This window comes from Rhizobium sp. 10N414 (assembly GCF_056394785.1).
This window is the reverse complement of the sequence record NZ_JBFTIN010000012.1, coordinates 150,753-175,237: the sequence shown is the minus strand read 5'-3', so window position 1 is coordinate 175,237 and position 24,485 is coordinate 150,753. Positions and strand designations below refer to the sequence as shown.

Here is a 24,485-nt window from a genome sequence, read left to right as displayed (position 1 = left end):
CGGTGAGACGGGAGTGAAGACGTTCCTGGTGAGCGAGAAGGGCGTCGTCTACGAACGCGATCTCGGCACCAACACCGCCGCGGCGGTCGCGAAAATGACGCGCTTCAACCCTGACGAAAAATGGGACATCGTACCCAACTGATTTTGGCTACGGCGCATTTTAACACTGCCGTATTAGCTCGGGCGCGCGCCCCATAAAACTCTTCGAACGTGTAGTAGGGAGGCAAGTCATGGGTCAAACGATGAAGGCCGCTGTGGTGCGGCCCGATCAAGAGATGTTGCGCAAGTTGATTGCATAACTGCTGCAGGCAGCTTGGTTCCCGAGCTATTGCTTCAAGTCAATCAGTGACGTCGTGTGCCGAATTGGCGCCAAAACATGCAAGGATCAATCAATGCTGTTCTACTTTGCACGGACTGTACGCGCTTTGATCAGGGTATCGCTCGTGGTGCTGGCCGCTTGTTGGACGTCGCTCCAGGTATCTGGTTCAGCGGCGTTGGCTCAGGATCCTTTTGACCGTTTCCCTTTGGTCATCACCTGCCAATACAAGGACACGTTCCATGCATTCTATTTGTCCCGAGTCACTGAGGACGGGACGGCAACGTTTGTTGCGTCGGACCGAATCGGAGGTACTATTACTGTACATGGCCGTGCCAAAGCCATTGGAGATTCCGAAGGCGAGAGCTGCGTCGGCAAGACCCTCGAAGAGCTGAGGGCCTCGGGACAGGCGCACGACATCAGATAGCGGTGGGCCGACCGGGTAATTCCTTCTGGTCGTCCGTCATGTGCGTTAGCATTAACACCCACGCTAGCTTCAAACAGTCTAAGATCGGATTTCCGCCCAAATTCTGGGCTGGTATTGACTGCGCTCAATGCCCTGCCGCTGGGCGTACGCGCTATGTTCACGGCAAACCATCTTTGTGGAGCATTGAAATGATGAAGCTAGCGGCATTGCTTGGAATCGCAATCACAATCGCTACTGTCGCATGCCCGGTCGATGCTCAACAGACCCGGCGCGAATATCGCAGGATGAACTGGAGCGAAAGTCTTCCGGAATCTGTTCGCACCTATCATGGCAAGCGATTATCTATAGTTAGCTACCGAACCGCAAACTTCTCGGAAACTGGTGCACATCCATCTCCCGGCAGCGCACAGCACCAGAAGGCCATCAGAGACGCGGCAAAGTCGAACAAGTGGCTTGTCGGGCAACTCAAGGCCAAGGGGCTCAAGCCCGACGACATTGAGTGGGTCATGAGGGCACGCAACGGCAACATGGTGTTCTATGTGGAGTGAGCTGGTGATCATTTGTGGCCGTGCTTGCCGCCATGCTCGGCGTCTCATACGTGCCTGATCGTGTCGATTGGAATGAAAGCGTTCCAATGAGTTGCCTCGATGTGGCAACGGCAGCCACATCGCCCCTCCTCGGCGATGCACCCAAGTGCCTTTCAAGATATGTTCTCCCTGGTAACGAGGCCCTCGCCTTAGGATTGAAGGAAGGGTCCGTTGGTTCTGGTATCCCTCGCCACAGGGACCGACTTTAGATAAAGCTCTTGGCTTTGGCTCTCGCGCACGTGCCGAAACTCGTCGGTCGAAATCTTGCGCCAGTTCAGGTGAAATTTGTTCAACACCGAACGGTGAGCTAGTACTACAGTTGCGTTTTATGCGAGATCATGATTCACTCTCGGCGTTTAGCTGGAGGGAATTGCATGTCCGTCGCAAGCTGGTCTGGGTCGATTTTGGCATGGCAACGCGAGCTCGATGCATTGAAGGAGCGACTGGGGCCGATCTTTCGTCGTCGTGAACTGCGATTATCGAGCGGCGCCTTTCTTGATGGCGTGCTGCGGGAGTAGAGCGCAAGACAGGCTGGCTCATGGCCGAGCAGGCAGGACTGGAGCGGCCTTATCGGATGCAGTCGCTGTTGGGGCGCAGCCATTGGGATGCCGACGCTTTGCGCGATGTCGTTCGGGCCTATGCGGTAGAGGCCCTCGGAGATGCGGACGGCGTTCTCGTGGTAGACGAGACCGGGTTCCTGAAGAAGGGGGAACATTCGGTCGGGGTGGCGCGGCAATATTCCGGCACGGCCGGCCGAATTGAGAACTGCCAGGTGGGGGTCTTCCTTGCCTATGCAAGCCGCTACGGCCAAACCCTGATCGACCGGCGGCTATACCTGCCAAAAACCTGGGTGGACGATGAGGGGCGGCGCGCTTCAGCGCAGATCCCGCAAGAGCAGCATTTTGTCACTAAGCCGGAGATTGCCTGTGATCTGATCGCGGCGGCGCTCGATGCCGGCGTACCCTGCGCCTGGGTGCTGGCCGATGCGCTCTATGGTTCGGATTCGCGGCTACGCAGGATGTTGGAAGGCCGCGGCCAGCCTTATGTCTTGGCAGTGCGTTCCAATCATTGCCTACGCTTTGTACGCGACCAAGGGATCGAGCAAACCGACCCTCAAACGATGGCCGATGGGTTGAAGCCGGAGGTTTGGCAGAGCCATGCCGCCGGCGAAGGCGCCAAAGGCTTGCGGCTCTATGACTGGGCCCGCATCTCTCTTAGCTCTCGCCCGGATCCACAGTGGGAGCGTTGGCTCTTGATCCGCCGCAACCCGCGCGAACCCAACACCCGCGCCTATTATTTTGTCTTTGCACCCGTCGGAACCGAGCTTTGCGAATTGGCCGGTGCTGCCGGATTGCGCTGGACGGTAGAGGAGTGCTTCCAGCGCGCCAAGGATGATCTTGGCCTCGACCATTGCGAGGCCCGTTCCTGGCATGCCTGGCACCGCCACATGACGCTCGTCATGGCGGCCGCAGCGTTCCTTGCTAAGTTGGGCTCCGACCTGCGCCGCAGCGCCGGTGGCAAACCGAACGAAACGAGTCCAAACCCGCCAATCGCCGCCTGACCAACAAACTTGCGCTTCTACCAAGCGTCGCAGAGATCCGCTATCTGATCACCCGGCTCCTACTGCGACCGCCGATCAGGACGGCCTTCGTTCTCGCATGGTCACTCTGGCGACGAGAGCATCAAGCCTACGCAATGAGCGCTCACTACAAAACAAGACACAAAACGCAACTGTAGTACTAGATTAAATCCGCCGCCCTGTTGAGTCGCGTGCTACTAACGGCCCTGCCGAAGCCCCGATAAGCCTGACACTCGTCAATAGCGGGCATTCAACCATCCGACTAGAGTGACGAAACGTTGCCCGGAGCGGAAAAGCGGTGGTTACCAGGCAATCATGCTTAAACTATGCAAAATTATTTGCAGACCCAGAGCAGCCTGGGTAACGCCAAGCACCACTGCCAAAACCTGTAGTGAAGTTCCGATCCATCTAAGGATAGACTCCGCGAACAGCATTGCCATCCAGTCCAGCACCAAGATCAGCAATACGATGGCCGCCACGGTGAGCCCTTCCGTTTGGCGGTCACCCGCCAACGTCGCGAAGACGATCACGGCGGCTATACCATAAGGCGTCACGATCGTTGGAAACGCCAGCGGTGTAAGAGCTAGTCCCAGATCCGTTTGGCCCGGCTCTGTCGGTCGTACCGGAAGGTTAGCAGCCGGCTGCAAGACAGTTCGCAAGGCCACGATGAACAGGATGATGCCGCCGGTCATCGCCAGYACCGGCAACGAGATTTCCAGATTTTCAAGCATGGTGCGTCCGAGAAAGCCGGCGATCGCGAGCGCCGCCGCCGAGAAAAGGATCGCTCTGGTGGCTATTCGTCGCCGAACGCTGGGCTCATAGCTGCCTGCGAGGACCTTGAATGGCACCAGTATCTTGATAGGACCGAGCATCAAAAAAAGCATCAGGAATATTTTGCGCGCGCCGAACTCCACTTCAGGCATGTCCGCTCCGAGCGGCGATTGCGCAAAGGATTGCACGGGAAGACATGCGGCCCAAACCACAGTCAGAACAAAGGCCAGGAGACTCCGCCGGCCGGGACAGCGCAACCAAGGATCTTCTTCTGCCTCTTTCTCCCCCGGATAAGTCATGGTCGGCCAGTCTCCAACCACGAAAGGGCTGCTGCTCGTTGCCCAAAGTCGAATGAGCGAATCTCAGGGTGGACGAAATAGTGGGCGATAGCGGGGATGAGCCTAAGAAGCCTGCTGCCGGTTACAACCGCAATCCGTTCGATTTGTCGATGGTGACCAGACACAAATTTCAGATGAGCAGCCAAGGCCCCGAAGTTCTTCCAGCCGGGGAATGATTCAATACTGATCATCAGACCGTTGAGTTTGCCGTCTGAACGAAGGACGAACTCGACCCCATTCGCGATCGTCGCGAAGTCGGCCCGTTCGAGCGAACCGTGTGGTGTAATGATCAGGATGTTCTTGTCGCGCAGCGGCTCAACGACAATCATGGTCACCCCCATTTGTCCTTAGTGCGGCTGGGTCAAACGCTCTCCCGGCGAACCTGGTCTCGGCAACAAACGAACAGCCGAACAAGAGCATGACATCGGCGCCAGGAAGATTCAAATCGGATTGCTCCGGCATCGCCCCTTTGGCAGGCGTCTCGACAATCAGCCTTGGGCAAAGTCAACGTGCCAATGCATCCCGCGCTCTCTGCCCATCGCTGTGCCGACTTTGGTTAACGCCATCTGTCCGCTTCGCTGCTGCAGCGTCCATTCCATGTCCCAGAATTTCACAGCCTCAGAGGCCTGGCAACGCTTTTAGCAGGTTGTCGCAGCGGCGCCCGGCTGCGCAATCTGCTTCAGCAATGGCGTCTCGGGTATATCGGCCAGAAGCTTGTCATGGAGGTCGAGTATTCCCCGCACTATCGCATTTGCATCGACCGAACCGATGGCAAACTGACCAGACGGAGGGGGGCGGCAGCAGATCGCGAGCAAGCGCGTTGCGCATTGGGGTGATCTGCCCACGACGATCAACTGTTGCCTCAATTGCGCTTTAAATGTCGAAGGATGGTGTCGTCGCTGAAGGCATGCCTAAGAACTTAGCTTGGCTCGAACGACTTGTTTGGGGCCGACGGCCCATCGTCCCCTACTAGACACCCAACACGAGAAGCGGACACCAAAGTTGTTGCCGCCAAGGTCTGGGATCGGCCCATTGCGGTCAGCAGCATTTGTCTGTCGCCTTACTATCCCACGGGATTCCAGGGTGGCTATTTGCAACGCCCACAACGAACCACGGTAGCGGCACAGAACATGCACCCGATTTCATGGCCACCGTAGCTCAGGCGTTCTTACACCTTGTCAAGGCTTGCGACGTTCGAAGTATGAAGGGCAGACGGGTCGGCGCTGATCGACAGGTCTCGCGCACGTTTAGCAAGCACTTGGGCCACAGTATCGCTGGCCATTAACCATCGGATGAGTGAAGTTGGGAACGGCGATCGAGGGGATTATCATGAAGAAGTGGTCGAAGCCGCCCCGTCGGGAAATAACCAAAGAAGCGGCCGGTTCCATCAATATCACCTCACGTTGCGTTGAAACGTGCGCTACAAATACGCGCCTTGTTTCTGGCACGCTGGCGAGACGACCGTTGCATCACCGTGCTACTTCGCACCCCAGCGACGGACAATGGTCATGCAGGACCTATCTATGTCAGAAGTTTTGAAAGAATCTTTGATCCGGCAAATGCTGCGCGCCGACAAGTTGAACCTCAGTGCATACGCCCGGCTGCTTGAGGAGGCTGCTCAGGTAATCCCGGCTTTGCGATTCACCACTGAATCTTCAAACCGACCTTGCCCTCCCAGGCATCGGCGCCGCCGTTGAAGCTGACATCATAGTTGACGTTGCCGTAGAGCGACGTGGACTTTCCAATCTGCATGGAAGCGCCGATGCCCAGCGTTGCCCATTCGCTCCCGAGGTCGGCGGTGAATGGAATGAATCCCGAGGCTGACGAGAACTCCGTGGTTGGGTCTCCCAGGAAGTCGTGCCAGAGGTCTGCACGTCCCCAAAGCGCAAATCGGCGCTCCGACGCTTCGCTACCGACCTCCCAATCCCGCGTCACGCGTGCGCCTATCCGTCCGGCCAGCGAATTGGTGTCGGAATAACGAACAGTGGCTGCGCCGTCGTTAAAGTCGTCAACGTTGAGCGCCTGGAATACCAGCTGTGCCTGCGGCTCGAGTTGCCAGCCGTCGCCGAGTTGAAATGGGTATCCACCCTCGAGCGAGGCGGCAAAACCGAAGGCGTTGGTGTCGCCGTCGCGCAGGCCGCGGTGCGCCGTCATGTCCATATTGTACCAGGTAGTCTGGACTACCCCGTCGAGATACCAGCCACTCTCCCCGAACCGTGTCCAGTAGCCGCCGACGCTGACGGCGTCGAACTTGTCCTCGCCGGCTTTGAAGGTGCGCCCCAGGAGATTGTGCTCGACGTCGGCATTGGCGTGGCCGATGGCGAAATAGAGCCCGGCATTGTCTCGCTGGCCGTCCGCATGCTCACTGCGGTAGAGATCGAGGCCGGTCTGGAGCGCGGCAAAGTCATAGTCGTATTCCGGCCCGTTACGGCCGTAAATGCCGACCGGGTCACCGTCGCGGTGGCCCCCGTAACCGATGATCCGCCCCCAGGCACCGTCTGGCATATTTGGCTCGTTCGGACCGAGCAACTGGGCATCGCCGCCCATCCGCTCATGCAACGTGTCGATGAGCTTGCGGCCATAGATTGTGGCCATGACGGGCATCGCCGCATAAAGCGAAACCTCTTGGCGGAAACGCGGCTCCCGGGCTACAGGCGGCTCCGATGCTCCGGGCAACTCCGGCGATCCGGGTGACTCCGGATCCAGGCTGCTGCGCAAGAACCAGTCGTTCTCCGAGCCAGGCGCCGCGCCGCCGCGCACGAGCAGATAGTCGTATGGGCCTGCCGCGCCGAATCCGGCAAAAGCCGTTGGCGCGGTGGTGCCTCCATTCACTGCATCAATGACAAGGATGCCGTCGCGGGTCGTTACGGCGCCACCACCGCCAACATCCGTTGCGATCACCGTCGTCCTGCCAGTGGCCGTGCCGCCATCGATGCGCAACAGATCCGAGGGCGAGCCGTCGCCAGCGAGCACAGAGTTCAGTGCAAGCGTGCTGCCGGCGGTATAGTTTCCGGCTACCGTGAGCACCGTACCCGGCCCAGTATTGGGCGATCCCCCCGTTCGCACAGTCCCGTGGTTGATGAGCTTGGGGATCGTCTGATCGAATCCCGCCAAGTCGAGCGTACCGCCGCTGCCCACTGTTACTGCCGAATTCGGGCTGAAAGCGTTCAGCGCGCCTGCGCGCAAAGTGCCCCCGCTGACATTCGTGGCGCCACCATAAACATTCTGGCCGGTTAGCGTGGTGGTGCCTGCTAGCGCATTGACGGTACCCACACCGCTAATCGCTGGCGCAAATACGTAGGTATTGGAGGTATGGTTGAAATTGAGCACTCCGGTCCCAGCTCCGAAGACGACGCTCGTCGTATCGAGTAGGCCCGGCGCAATCGCTTGACTACCCGCGCCTGAGCCGATGTTCAGCGTTCCGATTGATCCGGCATTAACGGCGACCCGAACGAGGCTTGCGCGGACCTGCCCTCCATCGCTTATCGTTAGTGAGCCAGTGCCCGAATTGCCAACGTTCACCGGCAGAAGGTTGCTCCAAGTAGAGCCAACGCCGGTCACGGTCACCGAACCTTGCGAACCAGCGAATTGCCCGATGTTGGCGGCGTCACCGAGATTGATGAACTTCCCGCCGTTCGCGATGATGAGCTTGCCGGTGCCAAAAGCGCCGATATTGACGCCACAGCACGGCCCGTTGGTCCAGACGGAGTTCGGACCGGCCACCGTTACTGTGCCATTCGATCCGGGATTCAATCCGATCGAGACGCCGTTGCTATGCACCGTACCGCCTTCTTCGACCGTAAAGGTGCTCGTGCCCTGACCGCCAATAAACATGGTTCCGTTGTTCTGCCAGTTGGAGCCCTGCCCGGTGACTTTTACCGTGCCCACCCCGCTCGAAAGATCGCCGACGGTCGCGGCGCCGTAAACGATCAACGTTCCGCCGCCTTTGACTACGAGCATCCCATTCCTGTTTGCTCCAACGGAGAGATTTTGGGCTTGTGCACCCGAACTGGTAATCTCGGTCGAGTTTGGCGTCACGGTGTTGATGGTTGCTTCGGTCGTCTGCCCGGGGACACCGCTATCCCAATTTAGAGGAATGAACCAGTTGGACGAGACCCTCCCGGTCCAATCGCTAGCCTGCTGGCCGTATGCCGAAACCGCAGATGCCCCTAAGAGCGCGACCATCGCCGGCAACAAGAATTTTGGAAAGTGTTGTATCCCCTGTCGAATGGTCATTCCCCAGGCGGGTCCGCGCATAGCACTTTCTCCCTGATCCAGGCAGGATCGAGGACAATGCTGTCGCAAGTCGGCCGAGTCCAAAAGCGCATTGTCCTCCTCCGCGAGTTCGGCGTGCGGAAATTGACCTAAGTGTTACATGAAAGAGACAGCGCGCCATTCTCACCAAAAAAAATGCCGCGGAGGCTGCTTACCGAACAAAATAAGCAGTGGTTCGACGGCTTCGTCTGGGCGGAGCTTCTCGCTAAATTAGGTTCTTGCGTTGTTTTCGCCCAGCCAGCGACATCTGGCCCTCAAGCTGAGACCTAAATCCAAAACACTTGCCTCGCTGCCTACGGTGCGATCCCGAGGGTCTTTGCCATCACGCCGGATGACACTAGCGGTTTTGCCATCACCAGTTTGGCGAGTTCCAGCAGTTTTGACGAAATCCGCTCTATTTTTGGCTGGCGGGCGCTTTGGTAGCGTTAGGAGTAAGCGGGGCAAAATCGGTGGCAGCATTCAGCGCCCGCATATAGAAGGTGTGCATAACCGGGCGCGATGAATCCTGTTGGTCGGCGCAGGGATTCCTACGACGGGGCAAATCATGATTCGCTCCGGGGATGGCAAAGAAGCGGCTCCTCGCCCGAGCATGCCGATACGCTTTCACTGAATGCGTTGCGCAGTCTGGAGACGGGCTTGCTGGAGCGGTCGCAGCAGGCGGAAGCCCGGCTCGCGAAACTTGAGGCCGGCAACATCCAGCTGCGCGAGGAAAACGCCGCGTCACAGGCTCCTAAAGGGTATTCTTCGAGATCACAACACATTGAACTCATGATAAACGCGCCATTAACCAGAAGTGATATCACCAATTGCTTCCGCTGCTGCTGACGGTGACAGGTTGGTATTCTGACCATCGATAAGTAGCGCTTATCGGAAGTGAGCGCTTTTTGGCCGAAATCGCTGCTTTCTCTACCATATGTAAGGCTTGCTCTCAATTCTCGAGAGTCGTCTCATCATGTGTCGGATATGGTCTTGTGCGCCAAAGAAGTTGGCAGCGACGACGATCGTCCGCCGTTGGACCATTGGCAAAAACCAAACTGCAACCTTGTCTCGTCGCAAAAGCGGATGCCCGGATAAATATCGGGGCGCAACGTTCCAATGCTCGGCGTCTCGTCGATCCGCTTGATCGACATACGAAGGTCACGAACTCGGCCGGCAGCACACTCCAAGGCCTCGTCGGGATGGTCACCGAGATCGCAATAAGCGGCGAAGAGATGATCGAAGATCAGTTCAAAATCGCGCTCCGCTTCGACGGAATATTCAAGACTCCACACGAAGAGCTCTCTGCTTACGCGCGATCATATCGTCGACCGCGCCTGCCATTGCCTCTTCAGACATAGACGCTCGGCTTAGCCGCCGGTGAATCAGCTCCGTCATGGCTTCCGTCTCAGCGCACTCAGTCTCCGTCTTCTGTCGAAGAAGCTCCAACCCTTGCTGAATAACCGAACCTAAGCTCGAATACCGTCCCGTGTCGACAAGCGATCGCGCAAAGGCATCCTGTTGCTCGGTAAGCGAAATCGATGATTTTACGCTCATGAGGTCAACTCCTTTGCTTCCAGCATTGCCACCCAGTCGCATATATCAAGAGATTTCTCGATGGCGCTATTTCCAGCTGAGACGGCATTTCCACGCGTATATGGCGATTGTACCCGCGGTGGAGCATGCTATGGTAGCGCAACAGACATACTGGGGGCCAGCAAGGGCGCAGGCCACGTACAAGATCGGCGAAGCGCGCAAGAAATTTGCCGAAGTCCCTAAACGCGCCAACCAGGTGAGGAAATTGTCATCATGCGCGACAACCAGGTCTACGCGCGGATCGGCCCGGCCAGCGGCGGCAAGCGATCGTTCGGACTGTTGCGCCAGCTGCGCCTGCCGGATGACCTGTTCGACGAACGCGATGCCGAACAGGACGCCGTCGACTGCGGCGACTGGAATGACGACCTCGGCGTGGGCAGGGCGACTCCGCCGGTTCCAAGGCCACGGCATGAAGGATCTTCTCGATAGTCACGCGGTCTACTGGTGGACGATCGGCAGCGATCGGCTTTCACTGAAGGCGCGCGTTCGACCCGATTTTGCATGAGCGTGTCTGGTAAAGGTAATAACAATGAAGATTTGCGTTGAAGTTGCCGAGGCAGCGGAACGGCTTGAAGAATTGATAGACCTTGCCTTGCGCGGCGACGAGGTTGTCGTCTGTCATGTGGGGAATCCCGTTGCGGTCATCATGGCTGTACGGAAGGCGGACCAGGGCACGATCGATGACTTTCTGGCACTGGCAGCCAAGGGTCGCCCGACGAGCAATGACCTGATCTCAAACCACGACGACCTCTATGACGAGAACGGACTGCCGACATGAGCAGCGAATCGCCAAGTTTGATCGAAAAACGCGCAAGAGAACTCGATACCATCGCTGCGGTGTTGCCGATCGGGCGCCGCGATGAACTGGCCGAGCTGCTCACCGATCAGGATGTCGAAACCCTTCGCCATCTTGTCAATGCGGGGATGGGCGAGAATACGCTGCGGGCGCTGACGTCCGACCTCGCCTATCTGCAGGCCTGGTCTCTGGCGGCCACAGGCGCTCCCCTCCCCTTTCCGGCGCCGGAAGCCTTGCTGCTGAAATTCGTCGCCCACCATCTGTGGGATCCGCAACAGCGCGAAATTGAACCGGGCCACGGTATGCCGGCGGCCACCGAGCAGCGCCTGCGCGACCAGGGCTTTTGAGATCAGGCGGGCCACATGCCGCCGACACGGTGCGCCGCCGGTTGGCCAGCTGGTCGACGCTGACAAAATGGCGCGGACTGACGGTGGTCTTTGCCTCCCCTGCCCTCAAATCGGCAATCCGGCTGGCGGTGCGCGCCACGCCGCGCCCGAGAATGCGCGAGAGCGCGAAAGCGGTGACAGCCGACGTGCTGGCCAGGCTGTTGGCGACCTGCAGCAGGGATCGGGCCATCCTGATGGTGGCATTCGCCTCTGGCGGCCGCCGTCGCAGCGAAATTACCGGCCTGCGCAAGGAGCAGCTGACGGTCGAGCCCGCAATCGAGGTCGACGACGGCCCTCCCCTGCCCTCGCCCGCCATCCCATCTCGGCCGCACGAAAACATCAGGTGCCGAGCAGGATGAGGTTGTCTATCTCACTGGCCGGCCGGTCGAGGCGTTGAACGCCTGGCTCGACGCCGCCAACATCAACAAGGGATCGATTTTCCGGGCTATCAATCGCTGGGCCAATGTTTCGCGCCGTCCGCTCGATCCGAAGGCAGTCAATGATATCGTCAAGCAAAGGGTGGCGATGGCTGGGTTGGAGCCTCGGGATTTCTCTTCGCACGGATTGCGGGCGGGGTATTTGACCGAAGCCGCCAATCGCGGCGTTCCGCTCCCTGAGGCGATGGAGCAATCGCGCCATCGATCCGTCCAACAGGCGTCGAGATACTACAACAACGCGTCGCGGCGCAGCGGCCGCGCCGCCCGCCTTCTCTAGGACCACCAACACCAAGATGACGTTCGATTGGGCATCGAAGGAACGCTTCTCCCCCAATCCGACGCATGGCCCCCTTGAACCAGCCGGTTCGCCATCTGCAAGCCTGCCTGTCGCTCGACGTGAAGGCAGGCTCGTCCGGAGACGGCTCCGAAGTCTTAGCCGCCTTCCTTGCTTCCCAATTGGCCCCAGCTGCTTCCGTCCTTCACACATCGATATATGGTTCGGTTCGAGGTGCCCACGATCCTGTGGGTTGCTTGCCGCAACCCGTTGTAGCCTCCAACGAAGTCGACGATGCTGGCCCGGAATCAGAGGGGAACTCACAATGCAATCCGGCCTGGCGACGATTACAATTGCTGATGATGGCCATAGCGAACACGTCGCATTCGAGCTTTCAGGCCGCTCGGGACTTCTCTTTGCACACCAAGAACTCTTGATGCGTGCCAAGAATGCAAAGGCCGTGCGACTGGCATTTCTGACGGCAAGGTCCGAGCATCTGATCCGGATCGGAAATGTAGACGCCAGCTGTGCAAATTTCTCCATCCTCCAGGACCTCAACCCGTCCTGACAGCAATTGCGAGGGGCAATCACTGCGAAGGTCGTCTTGAATCAAAGGCGCTGACGGTTCGCGCCGCGGGGCGCCCCAATCGCTGTGATCACGACAGTGCCCCACCTGTTTGTCGATCGGATCTCGGAACAACGGCTTTTCACCTCCGTTTGAAAGTTAGTTGCAATCACGCAGCGGTTTTATGGAGGCAGTCATGCACCTGAAATTAGTCGCCACGTCGCTCCTGGCCATCGGACTCGCCAGTTCGGCCTTTGCACAGTCAAACCCGGCTCCAGCGGGGTCCACCATGGACAAGAACCATGGCGCCGCCACAAGCACGACCAAACCCCTGAAGATGAAGAAGGTTGATAAGTCGACCACCGGCAGCACGACCCAGAACGTCAACAAGGAAAACTGCAAGTCGATCAAAGGAAAGAATTCGTTGCAGACCCAGGGCGGTAACAGCAACACAGAGAATGCCGAAGACACTTGCGCGGACAATAACAACTGATCTGCCGGTTCGGCTTTTGGAAGGATGGCATAGTTTGAGACTTCGCCACCCGGTGTCCTTCAATGCCCTCTTGTCGATCCGAGGCTCTGACGGGCGACAGGTCCAGAGTTAGCGCCGGAGATCCCGGGCAGGCATTGTCGATCGCATGGACGCCACGCCGGGTCGCTGCCGAATTGCTCTCCAAACAATTTTCGGTGGACAACACCGATTTCTTGAACTGTGCGGCCGCGAATCTTTTGACAGCCGTGCAAACACCAAAAATATCTCGCAAAATCAGCAGGTTGATTCGCTTTTAGCGGCTCTGCCGTGCGCACTTCGCCATTGAAAGGCGTTTCTGCCGAAGAACCGGGCATATTAAGCCTTTGTTAACTAAAAACTTCTTGCGCCATTCAGAGAATCGCATCTAAATCACGCTTAAGATGCAAATCGCTTGAGAAAAGCGTTATTCCGGAAAATGGCAAGATATGAACATGGCACCAGTCTTCATCGAAGACCTTGAGTTTGACAAGGAAATCCTTGAACAAGGCGAACTCATCTCCGACAAGCTGAACATGCTTCGGCTGGAACAGTACCCGCCGAACGCTATGAAGGGCCTCAGGCACTTCTCGTTGGCCGAGGTTGCCGAGTACCTCGGCGTCACCCAGAACCATATCAAGAAGCTCCATCTCGAAGGCAAGGGCCCTGCACCTCAGCTGTCGGGCTCAGGCCGTCGCTCGTACACCGCCGAGCAGATGATGGAACTGCGTCGCTATCTCGACAAGCATGGCCGATCGGATTTCAAGAAGTATGTGCCGCATCGCCGCAATGGCGAAGAGCTGCAGGTCATCTCCGTCGTCAACTTCAAGGGCGGTTCGGGCAAGACGACGTCCGCAGCCCACCTCGCGCAATATCTCGCGCTAACCGGCCACCGCGTGCTTGCAGTCGATCTCGATCCTCAGGCATCATTCACGTCGCTCCATGGCATCCAGCCCGAGCTCGACCGCAATCCATCCTTCTACGAGGCTCTCCGCTACGACAGCGAGCGCAAGTCGATCAAGGAGCTGATCCGGCCCACTAACTTCCCGGGTCTCGACATCGTTCCAGCAAATCTCGAACTGCAGGAATACGAGTATGAGACGCCTCTTGCCGCGTCATCCAAGAACCAGCAGGAAGGCAAGCTATTCTTCACCCGCATTTCGCAAGCCCTTAAGGAAGTCGATGCTGACTACGATGTCGTCGTCATCGACTGCCCGCCGCAGCTCGGCTATCTCACGTTGACGGCGCTCAGCGCTTCGACGGCGGTTCTTATCACCGTCCATCCGCAGATGCTCGATGTCATGTCAATGAGCCAGTTCCTGTTGATGCTTGGCGGCATCCTTGAATCGATCAAGGGGGCAGGGGCCTCGGTCAAGCTGAAATGGTTCCGTTACCTGGTAACGCGTTATGAGCCGATGGACCAGCCGCAGGCGCAGATGGTCGGTTTTCTCCAGGCACTGTTTAACAAACGCATGTTGAAGAACCAGATGCTGAAGTCCACCGCAATCTCGGATGCCGGCATCACCAAGCAAACCTTGTACGAAATTGAGAAGTCGCAGTTTACCCGCTCCACCTATGAACGAGCGGTAGAGAGCCTGAATGCGGTCAATGGAGAGATTGTTTCCTTGATCCACGGCGCGTGGGGACGGAAGTGACGTTTTTGACAGCCGTGCAAACGATCAGAAAGTCGATTGCTTTCAGGGAGATGAATACCAAAGGCGGAGATGGAAATGGCTAGAAAGAACCTCTTTGCGAGCGTAACGGCGACGCTGGGCGACGATGTCGACCGCGCCGCCGTCACTGCGTCTGAAGCACGCGCCTCCTATACGCGACGAGGGGCGTCACGCTCGATGATCCAGTCCCTTGACGAGCTTGCCGAGACCTCCATGCGGGTGCTTGACGGCGAGACCGTCATATCGCTCGATCCAGGCGATCTCGATGGTTCTTTCGTTGCCGATCGGATTGGCGACGACGACGAGGCATATACCAGTCTTCGGGAGGCCATTCGGCTCTCAGGCCAATCCACCCCAATCCTCGTGCGGCCGCATCCAACCGATGACGGCCGATACATGATTGTGTTCGGCCATCGTCGTGCGCGTGCTGCACGCGAGCTTGGTTTGAAGGTACGTGCCGTCGTCAAACCGCTTGCCGATATCGAGCACGTTATCGCCCAAGGCCAGGAAAATACGGCCCGCGCCGATCTGACCTTTATCGAAAAGGCGATCTTTGCCAGCAAGCTGCAGCGAAGCGGAATGTCCCGCGACGTCCTTAAGTCAGCGCTTACCGTCGATGACAGCCTTTTGTCGCGCATGCTTTCCGTTGCAGAAGTCGTTCCTGACAGCGTGCTGGACGCTCTGGGGGCTGCCAAGGGCGTCGGCCGAGATCGGTGGGAGGAATTGAAGAAACTCGTTCTCAATCCGTCTGTGGCCCAGCGAGCGTGCCAGACGGTGAAGGAGGACGGCTTTGCCGCCCTCACGAGCGACGACGCGAGATTTCTTTATCTTCTCACGGCTCTGAAGAGCTCAAGCAAGTCAGGTCGTCCGTCCAAGCAGAAGCCCACCGTTTCCGCCTGGGCTCCGGCAGATCAGTCGGTCAGCGTGACGGCAAAGCCCAAGGCCAACGGCCTTGTGATGGAGTTTGGAAATCCGAAGGGCAAATCCTTCGGCCAGTGGCTCTCCAGCAATATGGACAGCCTCTTCGAGCAGTATTCAAGATCAACCGAAAAACAGCAAACGGGAGACTGAACAGCAAAAGAAAAAGGCCCCCTCAACGTTGCCGCCGTGGAAGCCTTCCTCTGAACTAGACACTTAGAGAATCGCATTTCCTCGAATCGCAGTCAAGAGTCTTTGGCACCGTTTTGGTGAGCAATTTTCTTTTGCCTTCTGAAAGGTGAAGGAAAATGCACGGTGAACATGTAACGACGCCCTTTGGGCGGCGGCCGATGACGCTTGCGCTCGTGAAACGCCAAACAATCGTTTCCGAAATCAGGCAAGGCAAATCAGCAAACAAGTGGAAAATCTTCCGCGACGTCTCCGAGGCCAAGGTGATGCTTGACCTCAAGGACCGCAGTCTTGCTGTCCTCGATGCCCTCTTGAGTTTCTACCCGGAAAATGAGCTAAGGCAGGACGCACAGCTTGTCGTCTTCCCTTCGAATGCGCAGCTTTCGCTTCGCGCCCATGGTATCGCCGGAGCAACGCTTCGCAGGCATCTCGCTTTCCTCGTCGAGGCAGGTCTCATCTTGCGCAAGGACAGTGCGAACGGCAAGCGCTACGCCCACCGGGGCAGGGGAGGGGAGATCGAAAGTGCCTTCGGGTTCGATCTGTCACCGCTGCTTGCGCGCGCAGATGAGCTTGCAGCGTTTGCCAATCAGGTTGTCGCAGAACGAACCGCGATCCGCAGAGCCAGGGAGAAGCTTACAATCTGCCGGCGCGATGTTCGCAAGCTCATCGCCATGGCCGCCGAGGAAGGTGTCTGTGGCGATTGGGACAGCATCAGCGAAGCCTGCACCGCCCTGCTGAAACCACTGAACCACTCGGCCAGCCTTGAGACCATCAATCGTGTTCTGAACGATATGGGCCTTCTGTTGTCCGAAGTCATCAATATCCTGAAATTCCACTCAGATTCCGATAATCCAAGCACCAATGATGCTCACAGTGAGCACCACACACAGAGTTCTAATACTGAATCTCATATTGAATCTGAACGTGACCGCAAACCTCTCGCTTGCGAACCAGATGCCCATCACGGACCTGCGCGAAGCCACGCAGAGAACGTGCCACTGAGCATGGTGCTCAGGGCGTGCACAGACATTGGCGCCTACGGACCAGGAGGAACCATTGCCACCTGGCGGGACCTGATGGCCGCATCGGCCGTCGTCAGATCGATGCTCGGCGTCAGCTCCGCCACCTTCGAGGATGCCTGCCATGTGATGGGACCGGAAAACACTGCCATCACTCTCGCCTGTATCCTTGAGCGCGCTCGCCACATCAACTCGGCCGGCGGTTATCTGAGGGATTTGACCCGACGCGCTCGCCAGAAAGCATTTTCGCCCACGCCGATGCTGATGGCCCTGTTGCGCGCGAATTCAGGCGCAGAGGGCCGCGCTCGCACAATCACGTAGAAACCTGCCTATTGCATCGAGACAAAGCATCATCACGAACCACGAATGACGTCCAATAGGCAGCGCTTTTGCCCTTTCGCCGAAGTCATCAACGTATACCTGGAGTTTGGCCACCAACCAGCAACGGAAAAGAACACTTGGTTTACTTCCGCAATCAGCGCGACTTCTTGGAATGTCAAGGATGTTAGACCCGACCAGAAAATGCTCACGACCACGTCACGCCAGTCCAGAACCGCCCACCAAGTGTGGCTTTTACTTCCCGATTTCAATTGGAGCGCTAAGCTGAAAATCAGACGTTTGAATTTTACCTAACGATGTCGCAACACCAATAGGGGTGGGGCCTTCAAAGCCCCGACGCCCTGGTGAGATTGATCCGGAAGCGATCGCGGCGGCGCTGATATTTGCGGGTCATTTCCGCACTGGCATGGCCGAGTTGCTTCTGGACGTAACGCTCGTCTACTTCGGCCGAGGACGCAAGGCCGGCACGCAGCGAATGGCCCGAGAATATCTCGGCCGGATCACCCTCGCTCAGATCTCCGCGAACACCGGCGGCAAGTGTCGCCTTCTTGACGAGACGTGCCACCTCCCGGTCATTCAATCGTTCCGGCCCAACGTCCTTGCCCTAGCCCCGGACCCGGCGGAAGAGCGGACCTCTGGCGATCCGGGCGAACTTGATCCAGGTCTCGACGGCAACGACCGGGCAGGTCGTGTCGGACGAGCCGTGGCCGATCTCGACCTCTCGCCAGCCGGTCTTCCCGCGCAGGGTGACGAGCAGGCCCTTGTCGAGGATCTCGATCCAGCCGCGGCCGTCTTCCGTCTGGTCGCGACCAAGGTCCAGTCCGACGATCTCCGAGCGGCGCAGGCCGGCGGCAAAGGCGATGGCGCGGTCGTTGCGATCGAGTTTCTCGCCGCCACGCTGGGCGTAGTTCCAGGACAGCGAAGAGAGACGGCGTTCGATTGTTGTGACCGAGTTGAGCTTGCGGTCGGCCGTTGTGGCGCCTGACGCGCAGGCGGTTACATAGCGGCCGACGACCTGGGGATCCGGGGGAGGGGAGTAAGGTTCTGCCGGCGGCACTAGGCGGTAAAATGCTTCCAGTCCGAGGCGTAGGCCTTGCGGGTGTTGGCGGAGCTGGAGGCCTCGACATAACCGCGGGCCCGATCGGCGAGGCGCTCGAGGCGAGCCGGCAGGGCGGCGCTCGTTTCTGGAACAAGGGAGGGGAGAGCCGTGCCACCAGGATTCGCGTCGACCGTTACACCACCCGGGTGGGAGAGATCGACTTTTTGCGGTTCCGAGCCCGTCGCTGAGCCGCTCACGCCGGTGTCTCCCAGGGATTGATCACAGATGCGTCCGTGACTTCAAAATCCTTGACGTTGCGCGTGACGAGGATCAGGTCGTGGATGATGGCGGTCGCGGCGATCAACCCTTCAATATCGCCACGCGGCCGGATCGCGGCGATGCGGCCCCATTCGACGGCGATCTGGTCGGTCACCGGCAGGATGCGGTCGCCATGGTCGTGGCGCAGCTTGCGCAGCCATTCGGCGAGGTGAGCGGCGGCCTTCGGATCCGACTTCTGTTTCAGCGCAATGCCGCGCATGATTTCGCCGAGGGTCAGCGCGCTCAGATGGATGCTAAGCGGGTCTACCGAGCGCATCCAAGCAACCGCCTGCGGCGTGCCTCCGAAACGATGTTGGTGTCAACCAGATACATCAGAAGGCCACGTCGCGGCTTGGCGTCTTGGCGCGCGCCTCGACCGCATCGGCGAGCTCATCGTCCCAAGCGGGACCGCCAAGCAGATCGTCGACCAGCGTCGGTCGGCCGGTGCGCAGAGCGTCATAGTCGTGGGCGGACAGCACTACGGCAGTGCGCTCTCCACGAAGCGTGACGATCTGCGGCCCCTCGTGTCGTGCCTTCTGCACCACTTTTGAGAAATGGTTCTTTGCGTCCTGCAGTTGCCATTCCATTGCTTTGCTCCAAACTAGCTAGACTGTCTAGCCATACATACCTGTTTTCCGGCGGGTGAAAGCGCAAATTTCCACCGATCGAGGGCGATTTCGGCCTGATTCGGTGGCCTCTCTAAAGAAGAAAGAAACGTCCGATAAGGTTTAGGTTTCGGGTGGCGTCAGGCATACGAAAGCCTCCCATGCAGGAACCCGCGGTCGGCATTCTCTGGCTATGGGGTTTTGTGTATCGGCTCTGCCGGTGGGCCGCTGATGGCAGCGGCGCTTGTCGGTCCCAGCAAGCCGAGAGTGGTGTTTGCAGGTGTGATTGCCGAGATTTTCGTGGTGATTGAGAGCACGCCTGACACGCTGATAGCCGTCGCCATTGGGACTGGCGCAGGCCCTCCCGTTGGCCCGCTCTGTTTTTGAGCAGACCATATGAATGGATCTGCCATGCCGCGTCATGACGCACTCTCCCGGTTGGTTGTTGCCTTATCTGGCGGTCCACGCGGTTGACGAAAGTGCTCGATGAAGTTGGTTGGCAGAATCTGCCACTCGATTGGCATACCCTGTCACTGCAAACCCTGCAGCCAATCAATACCTTTTCCGCGCCCTCGGTGATGATCGATCCGTTTTGGATCGGTGACATCGAGGCTTTGTCGAACAGCTTTGGAAGCGGCAGCAGGTTGGTAGCGGCACACTCATTCGAACCGCATTCCGTTTCCGCCACATTCGCAGGAGGCGAGATGCAGAGCGATAGCTTGGTTTTCTTTCGGGCTTGGGTCGCGCGACCGTTTCAGATAGCCGCCATCGTACCGTCAGGACGGGCGCTTGCCGAGATCATTACGCGGGAGATCACACCACAAACGGGGCATGTCATCGAACTCGGGCCGGGTACCGGCGTGTTTACGACCAAGATGATCGAACGCGGCGTCAGGCCCCAACACCTCACTTTGGTCGAGTACAGTCAAGAGTTTGTTGAACGCCTCAAGGGCCGCTTTCCAGGTGCCCGGGTACTGTCGATGGACGCTGCACGTCTGCAAGATCTTAAATTTCCACCAGAGACGTCGGTGGGCGCCGTCGTTAGCGGCCTTCCGCTACTGACCATGCCGGCAGGCAAGGTGATGGAGATCCTCGAAGGAGCTTTCCGGCATCTGCGGCCCGGCGGCGCATTCTACCAGTTCACTTATATGAGCAAGTGTCCTGTCCCCCAGTCAGTTCTTGATCATCTTGATCTGAACGCAACGCAGGTGGACCGAACCTTTCGGAACCTCCCACCGGCCGCGGTCTATCGGATTACCACCCGCCGGCCTAGTAAATAGCTCATTGGCGGACTGCGCAACCGGATTGACGTGCTCGGTCACTGCTGAGTGCCCGGCAGGCCATTAGTCTTCCTCGCGTCCGACTACAACAAACAACATCGGACTGCCCCAGGCCGATGCAAATCGGCCGGTACTGTGGTCGCGACAGAGATGGCAGCCGGAACGAAGGTCCTCGTCTTTCCTGCGCGGATGCATCAACATCGATTTATTGAAAAGGTTTCACCTTATGAACATGTCAAAGGTCTCAAGGCGATCTGCCATATTCCTGGCAGTGGCAACAATCGGACTGGCCGCGGTGCCGGCGGCCCATGCGCAGCAGGCTTCTCCGGCCGACGCTATCGTCGGAACATGGCAGGCCGACGACGGCAGCGTAAAACTGGATATGTTTAAGGAAGGAACGGAGCTCCGGGCGCGCCTGCTTTATGGCAATCAATTGATGGAAGCAGACAACGTTACTTTCAAGAAGGACGCCAAAAACCCTGATCCGGCCTTGCGCTCCCGTTCCATGAAGAATGTGCGATGCGCCAAAGGGGGGCGGGCACCATTGTCAACATCACCTCGATGGGCGGCAAGATCTATACGTTGCTCGGCGCCTGGTATCATGCCACCAAGCATGCCCTCGAAGGCTGGTCGGACAGTCTGCGGCTGGAACTGGCACCCTTCGGCATCAATGTGGTGATCGTGGAGCCGGGTCTGATCGAGACCGGCTTCGGCGATGTGGTTGCCGACGGCCTGGTCAAGCGCTCGGGCGCCGGCGCCTATGCCAAGGTCTCGCAGGCCGTCGCCAAGACTACCAAGGCGACTTATGGTCATGGTCGCGGCACGGATCCGAAGGTGATCGCTGATGTCGTCTCCACGGCCGTCAGCGAAAGAAGGCCACGTACGCGCTATGTTGCCGGCAAATACGCGAAACCGATGATCGCTATCCGCAAATGGCTTGGTGACCGTATGTTCGATCGTATCATCATGAGCCAGATGCGATAGAATTTCGGGCAATCGAACCCGGCATCCTTTATGAGTACTGCGAAAAGGCCAACCCGGATGACGGCAATACCGGCGGATAAATGCAAGGTTCCCCTGGCGTTCTGGCGTGCGGTCGAAAGGATCGGCCTGCCGCCATCCGCGGTTCTGCGTCAGGCCCGGCTTCCCGCCACGCTGCACCTTAGCGAAAATGGCATGGTGACGACGGCGCAGTATTTCGCGATTTTCCGGGCGCTCGAGGAACTGGCGCCGGAGCCTGCCCTTGGGCTTCGGCTGGTCCGCGAAGCCGATACAACCGTCCATCCACCGTCCACCCTGGCGGCCTTTCATGCCAGGGATTATCGCGATGGTCTCTACCGTGTCGCGCGCTTTAAACGGCTCTGCACCCCCGAGCAGTTAAGTTTTAACGAAGAGAAAGGCGAAGTCTCGATCACCAGCGACTGGATATACGCCAGCGAGCCGGAACCGGGTATCGCCACCGACGTCGCCTTTGCTTTCTTGGTTGAGCTCGGCCGTCGCGGGACCGGGCAGCCGCTAGCGCCTCTTCGCGTCGAGTTCATGAGTGCGGGGCCGAAGAGCGATCTCCATCAAGCCTTCTTCGGATGTCCGATCAAGTACGGTGCTACCCGAAACAAACTTGTTCTGAAATCCTCCGATCTCGACCGGCCGTTTCCGGGGCACAACCCCGAACTCCTGGATATTCTGACGCCTGCGCTTGCCGCTGCTATGGGTGAACTGCAGACCCGCAGTTCCATCGGCGACCAGGTCAAGGTCGTGCTGAAACGAAGCCTGGCAAGTGGACGGCCCGAGCTGTCGCAGGTCGCCCAGGACCTCAACATGAGCGAAAGAACACTCCAGCGCCGCATCACCGACGAGGGCAAGACATTCCGTGAGCTGCTGTCGGAAGCGCGCCAGGACCTCGGACGCCAGCTCCTGTCCAATCCGGCCACCGACATTGACGAGGTTGCATGTCTGCTGGGCTATCAGGACCGCAGCTCCTTCTATCGTGCGTTTCGCGACTGGGAAGGGCTGACACCGCTGCAATGGCGCGAATTGAACGGGCGGGACGCGCCAGCGATCCTTTCATTGCATTGATACAGACGGAAGTGGACACGCTCCACTCGCTCGCAGCGAACGGCGAAACCATCCTCCAGTATTGAACAGTAAAAACCCTTTGGCGCCTCCCGCAATCCGATTGGCGCCGTCGGTGACTGCGCCGGCACGCCCTCGCTGGTACTAAAAAATGCCGGAGGCATCTGAAGCAAGCAATCAATTCAAGGAGATCAGAATGTCTAGCAAAGTGTGGTTCATCACCGGCGCCTCCCGCGGTTTCGGTCGCATCTGGGCGGAAGCTGCCCTCTACCGCGGCGACAAAGTCGCTGCCACGGCACGCTCGCTCGAAAGTATCGCCGATCTCGCCATTCGGTATGGCGACGCGGCTCTGCCGCTCGCCCTAGATGTAACCGACTCCGATCAGGTTCGCAGCGCGATCGACCGCGCGGATGGCCATTTCGGCAGATTGGGCATCGTCTTGAACAATGCCGGCTATGCGCTTGTGGGTGCAGTCGAGGAAACGGCGGAAGCCGACATCAAGGCGGAATTTGAAACCAGCTTCTTCGGCACGCTACGCGTGATCCAGGCAGCTCTGCCATTGCTGCGCAAGCAGGGGAGCGGCCATATCATCGGCGTTTCCAGTGTGGCAGGCCTCGTCGCAAGCCCGATCATCGGATTCTATCACGCCTCTAGATGGGCGTTCGAGGCGATGCATTTGCCCCTGCAGGAGAATCCCCGGGCTATCGATCTAGACTCAAAGCGCCGGGTTATGCACACTTCTATGCTCGCTCACCGAAACTGCTGCCACCGATTTTGCCCCCCGGCACGCCAGGCGATCGACATCTTTGGTCGATCTTGCGGGCCACCGGCCGCGGTCGCGGTTTGCGCTCAGTCAGGCTTGAAGCCTATCACCATCGAGTCCGGCCCCAGCAACGGCTCGACGCGCGTCGCCACGAAACCGGCGTCGTGCATCCATGCCTGGCAGTCGCCGCCGGTGTAGTCGAACCCGCCGGGGGTCTCGATCAGCATGTTCAGGCTCATCAGAAGGCCGAAAGCGTTCAAGCGGCGCTCGTCATCGATGACGGCATCGTAGACGATCACGGCCCCGCCGTTCGGCAGCGCGGCAAAGGCCTTTTCCAAGAGCATCTTCTTCTCGGCAAGATCCCAGTCGTGCAGGATGTGCCCCATCAAAATCACATCCGCATTCGGCATCGGGCCGTCAAAGAAGTTGCCGCTTTGGAAGCGGATACGGTCAGCGAGACCCTGTCGGGCGACGAACTCGTCGAATATCGGCTGTACGGCGGGCAGGTCGAAGCCGATGGCCTGAAGATGCGGATGCGCTTGCGCGATCACCACCGGCACCATGCCCTGCGCCGCGCCCACATCGACGAAGGTCGTGTATTTCGACCAGTCGAACCGGGCGGCGATCGCCTGCGCCGCACCGGCGCTGATCCCGCTCATCGCTTCGAGGAAACCGCGCAGCCGCGCCGGCTCCGCATAGATCGCGGCGAAGAAGTCTTCGCTGTGCTTGGCTTCATTCTGCGGCTCTCCGGTGCGCAGGGCTTCGGTCAGCGAGCCCCAGAAACCGTAGAGCCGGGTATTGGCCATTTCGAGGATGCCGCCAATATAGGAGGGCTTGCCTTTGTCGAGGAAGAGGTCTGTATCAGGGGCATTGCGATAGCGGCCATCCTCGCGTTCGAGCAGCTTCAGGGCCACCAGGGTGTCGAAGAAGTCGCGGGCCGCGCGGGGATGCAGTTGCAGCCTGGCCTGCAGGTCGCTGAGGTTGGCCGGGCCGGCCGCGAGCGCGGTGAAGACGCCGAGCTCGACCGCGCTGAGCATGGCCTTGGAGGCCCAGAACCCCATGCCGAGCTGCATGATGTTGTCCGGCGTCGTTTCGCCCATCGTACCTCTCCTCCTGATCGTATCGTCGAACAGCATCTGGGATTGGTGCGGAAACCGAAGCGGTCCGGCCTGGCATGCCCAGTCCCGTCTCGTCGAGGCACCCTGCAAGGGAAAATAGAGCGTTTTGCGATGTCCCGCAATTAATCAAGAAGCACTAGGTGAGCAGGCGAATGCTCATGCATCCGACGCGCCGCGCCTCGACGACTTGCTGCCGTGTCTGTCATGTAGCCGCAGTTGCAAACATGTTTCCCTCCGATTAGTTCGGAGGCAGTACATCCCTACAATCACCGTCGTCTTCAACGACAAACGTGCTGCCACCGATTTTGCCCMCCTTACTC

The 24,485-nt window shown here is 58.7% G+C and carries 19 protein-coding genes and 8 pseudogenes; 17 read left to right on the top strand and 10 right to left on the bottom strand.

Annotated features, from left to right (window positions below; translation table 11 throughout):
- Positions 1–13 precede the first annotated feature (13 nt).
- The 4 genes and pseudogenes from AC1DE4_RS14135 to AC1DE4_RS14120 all read left to right on the top strand — a co-directional run bounded on the left by AC1DE4_RS14135 (position 14) and on the right by AC1DE4_RS14120 (position 2,891).
- Positions 14–142, top strand: a complete 129-nt coding sequence (locus AC1DE4_RS14135; RefSeq protein WP_477881805.1) for a DUF2950 family protein — start codon at positions 14–16, stop codon at positions 140–142.
- A 250-nt stretch (positions 143–392) separates the two neighbouring features.
- Entirely contained in the window at positions 393–743 is a 351-nt protein-coding gene (locus AC1DE4_RS14130; protein WP_192242132.1) for a hypothetical protein, read from the top strand.
- A 188-nt stretch (positions 744–931) separates the two neighbouring features.
- Positions 932–1,291, top strand: a complete 360-nt coding sequence (locus AC1DE4_RS14125; RefSeq protein WP_169684533.1) for a hypothetical protein — start codon at positions 932–934, stop codon at positions 1,289–1,291.
- A gap of 413 nt (positions 1,292–1,704) precedes the next feature.
- Positions 1,705–2,891 (top strand): annotated as a pseudogene (locus AC1DE4_RS14120) (IS701 family transposase).
- 320 nt (positions 2,892–3,211) lie between these two features.
- On the opposite strand, the gene AC1DE4_RS14115 reads toward AC1DE4_RS14120, so the two are convergent.
- From AC1DE4_RS14115 to AC1DE4_RS14095, 5 genes and pseudogenes are all read right to left on the bottom strand, one after another.
- Positions 3,212–3,832 (bottom strand): MarC family protein, encoded by a 621-nt coding sequence (locus tag AC1DE4_RS14115; RefSeq protein WP_477881792.1) that lies wholly within the window; start codon positions 3,830–3,832, stop codon positions 3,212–3,214.
- A 143-nt stretch (positions 3,833–3,975) separates the two neighbouring features.
- Positions 3,976–4,347, bottom strand: a complete 372-nt coding sequence (locus AC1DE4_RS14110) for a SpoIIAA family protein (protein WP_477881803.1) — start codon at positions 4,345–4,347, stop codon at positions 3,976–3,978.
- Positions 4,348–5,659: 1,312 nt separating this feature from the next.
- Positions 5,660–7,978 (bottom strand): autotransporter family protein, encoded by a 2,319-nt coding sequence (locus AC1DE4_RS14105; protein WP_477881790.1) that lies wholly within the window; start codon positions 7,976–7,978, stop codon positions 5,660–5,662.
- 1,221 nt (positions 7,979–9,199) lie between these two features.
- A pseudogene (locus tag AC1DE4_RS14100) lies at positions 9,200–9,564 on the bottom strand (type II toxin-antitoxin system RelE/ParE family toxin).
- Positions 9,551–9,826 carry a ribbon-helix-helix domain-containing protein gene (locus tag AC1DE4_RS14095; RefSeq protein WP_477881788.1) on the bottom strand — a complete coding sequence of 92 codons (276 nt, stop codon included), beginning with the start codon at positions 9,824–9,826 and terminating at the stop codon, positions 9,551–9,553. Before AC1DE4_RS14095 ends, AC1DE4_RS14100 begins: the two are co-directional and overlap by 14 nt.
- 130 nt (positions 9,827–9,956) lie before the next feature.
- Here AC1DE4_RS14095 and AC1DE4_RS14090 point away from each other — a divergent pair.
- The 9 genes and pseudogenes from AC1DE4_RS14090 to repC all read left to right on the top strand — a co-directional run bounded on the left by AC1DE4_RS14090 (position 9,957) and on the right by repC (position 16,951).
- Positions 9,957–10,294: pseudogene (locus AC1DE4_RS14090) on the top strand (type II toxin-antitoxin system Phd/YefM family antitoxin).
- Positions 10,275–10,349 (top strand): annotated as a pseudogene (locus AC1DE4_RS14085) (type II toxin-antitoxin system VapC family toxin); the annotation flags it as partial. The pseudogenes AC1DE4_RS14090 and AC1DE4_RS14085, both read left to right, overlap by 20 nt.
- Positions 10,350–10,394: 45 nt before the next feature.
- The gene (locus tag AC1DE4_RS14080) at positions 10,395–10,643 is read left to right on the top strand and encodes a type II toxin-antitoxin system Phd/YefM family antitoxin (RefSeq protein ID WP_477881786.1); all 249 of its coding nucleotides are present in this window, start codon (positions 10,395–10,397) and stop codon (positions 10,641–10,643) included.
- Positions 10,640–11,761: pseudogene (locus tag AC1DE4_RS14075) on the top strand (site-specific integrase). Before AC1DE4_RS14080 ends, AC1DE4_RS14075 begins: the two are co-directional and overlap by 4 nt.
- A 322-nt stretch (positions 11,762–12,083) precedes the next feature.
- Positions 12,084–12,326, top strand: a complete 243-nt coding sequence (locus AC1DE4_RS14070) for a hypothetical protein (protein ID WP_018859811.1) — start codon at positions 12,084–12,086, stop codon at positions 12,324–12,326.
- Between the two features lie 193 nt (positions 12,327–12,519).
- Entirely contained in the window at positions 12,520–12,816 is a 297-nt protein-coding gene (locus AC1DE4_RS14065) for a hypothetical protein (RefSeq protein WP_113557412.1), read from the top strand.
- Positions 12,817–13,280: 464 nt separating this feature from the next.
- Positions 13,281–14,486, top strand: a complete 1,206-nt coding sequence (gene repA / locus AC1DE4_RS14060; RefSeq protein ID WP_018116749.1) for a plasmid partitioning protein RepA — start codon at positions 13,281–13,283, stop codon at positions 14,484–14,486.
- A 75-nt stretch (positions 14,487–14,561) separates the two neighbouring features.
- Positions 14,562–15,575 (top strand): plasmid partitioning protein RepB, encoded by a 1,014-nt coding sequence (gene repB, locus AC1DE4_RS14055; protein ID WP_018859808.1) that lies wholly within the window; start codon positions 14,562–14,564, stop codon positions 15,573–15,575.
- Positions 15,576–15,730: 155 nt separating this feature from the next.
- The gene (gene repC / locus AC1DE4_RS14050) at positions 15,731–16,951 is read left to right on the top strand and encodes a plasmid replication protein RepC (protein ID WP_477881784.1); all 1,221 of its coding nucleotides are present in this window, start codon (positions 15,731–15,733) and stop codon (positions 16,949–16,951) included.
- Between the two features lie 343 nt (positions 16,952–17,294).
- Here repC and AC1DE4_RS14045 read toward each other — a convergent pair.
- The 3 genes and pseudogenes from AC1DE4_RS14045 to AC1DE4_RS14035 all read right to left on the bottom strand — a co-directional run bounded on the left by AC1DE4_RS14045 (position 17,295) and on the right by AC1DE4_RS14035 (position 18,913).
- A pseudogene (locus tag AC1DE4_RS14045) lies at positions 17,295–18,265 on the bottom strand (tyrosine-type recombinase/integrase).
- Positions 18,262–18,659 (bottom strand): annotated as a pseudogene (locus AC1DE4_RS14040) (PIN domain-containing protein). The pseudogenes AC1DE4_RS14045 and AC1DE4_RS14040 overlap by 4 nt, the downstream one beginning before the upstream one ends.
- Positions 18,659–18,913: a type II toxin-antitoxin system Phd/YefM family antitoxin gene (locus AC1DE4_RS14035; protein WP_477881782.1), complete on the bottom strand. Its 255-nt coding sequence runs from the start codon at positions 18,911–18,913 to the stop codon at positions 18,659–18,661. Before AC1DE4_RS14035 ends, AC1DE4_RS14040 begins: the two are co-directional and overlap by 1 nt.
- Before the next feature lie 497 nt (positions 18,914–19,410).
- On the opposite strand from AC1DE4_RS14035, the gene AC1DE4_RS14030 reads away from it, so the two are divergent.
- From AC1DE4_RS14030 to AC1DE4_RS14015, 4 genes are all read left to right on the top strand, one after another.
- Positions 19,411–20,211, top strand: a complete 801-nt coding sequence (locus AC1DE4_RS14030; RefSeq protein ID WP_477881801.1) for a class I SAM-dependent methyltransferase — start codon at positions 19,411–19,413, stop codon at positions 20,209–20,211.
- A gap of 519 nt (positions 20,212–20,730) precedes the next feature.
- Positions 20,731–21,195: an SDR family NAD(P)-dependent oxidoreductase gene (locus AC1DE4_RS14025; protein ID WP_477881780.1), complete on the top strand. Its 465-nt coding sequence runs from the start codon at positions 20,731–20,733 to the stop codon at positions 21,193–21,195.
- Positions 21,196–21,252: 57 nt separating this feature from the next.
- On the top strand, positions 21,253–22,287 hold the full coding sequence (locus AC1DE4_RS14020; protein ID WP_477881778.1) for an AraC family transcriptional regulator: 1,035 nt from the start codon (positions 21,253–21,255) through the stop codon (positions 22,285–22,287).
- A 193-nt stretch (positions 22,288–22,480) separates the two neighbouring features.
- Complete coding sequence (locus AC1DE4_RS14015) at positions 22,481–23,245, top strand: SDR family NAD(P)-dependent oxidoreductase (RefSeq protein ID WP_477881775.1); 765 nt, start codon at positions 22,481–22,483, stop codon at positions 23,243–23,245.
- On the opposite strand, the gene AC1DE4_RS14010 is transcribed toward AC1DE4_RS14015, so the two are convergent.
- Both AC1DE4_RS14010 and AC1DE4_RS14005 read right to left on the bottom strand, forming a co-directional pair.
- Entirely contained in the window at positions 23,134–24,147 is a 1,014-nt protein-coding gene (locus tag AC1DE4_RS14010; RefSeq protein WP_477881773.1) for a methyltransferase, read from the bottom strand. The genes AC1DE4_RS14015 and AC1DE4_RS14010 overlap by 112 nt on opposite strands.
- Positions 24,148–24,305: 158 nt before the next feature.
- Positions 24,306–24,401 (bottom strand): annotated as a pseudogene (locus AC1DE4_RS14005) (GNAT family N-acetyltransferase); the annotation flags it as partial.
- Between the last annotated feature and the right edge of the window lie 84 nt (positions 24,402–24,485).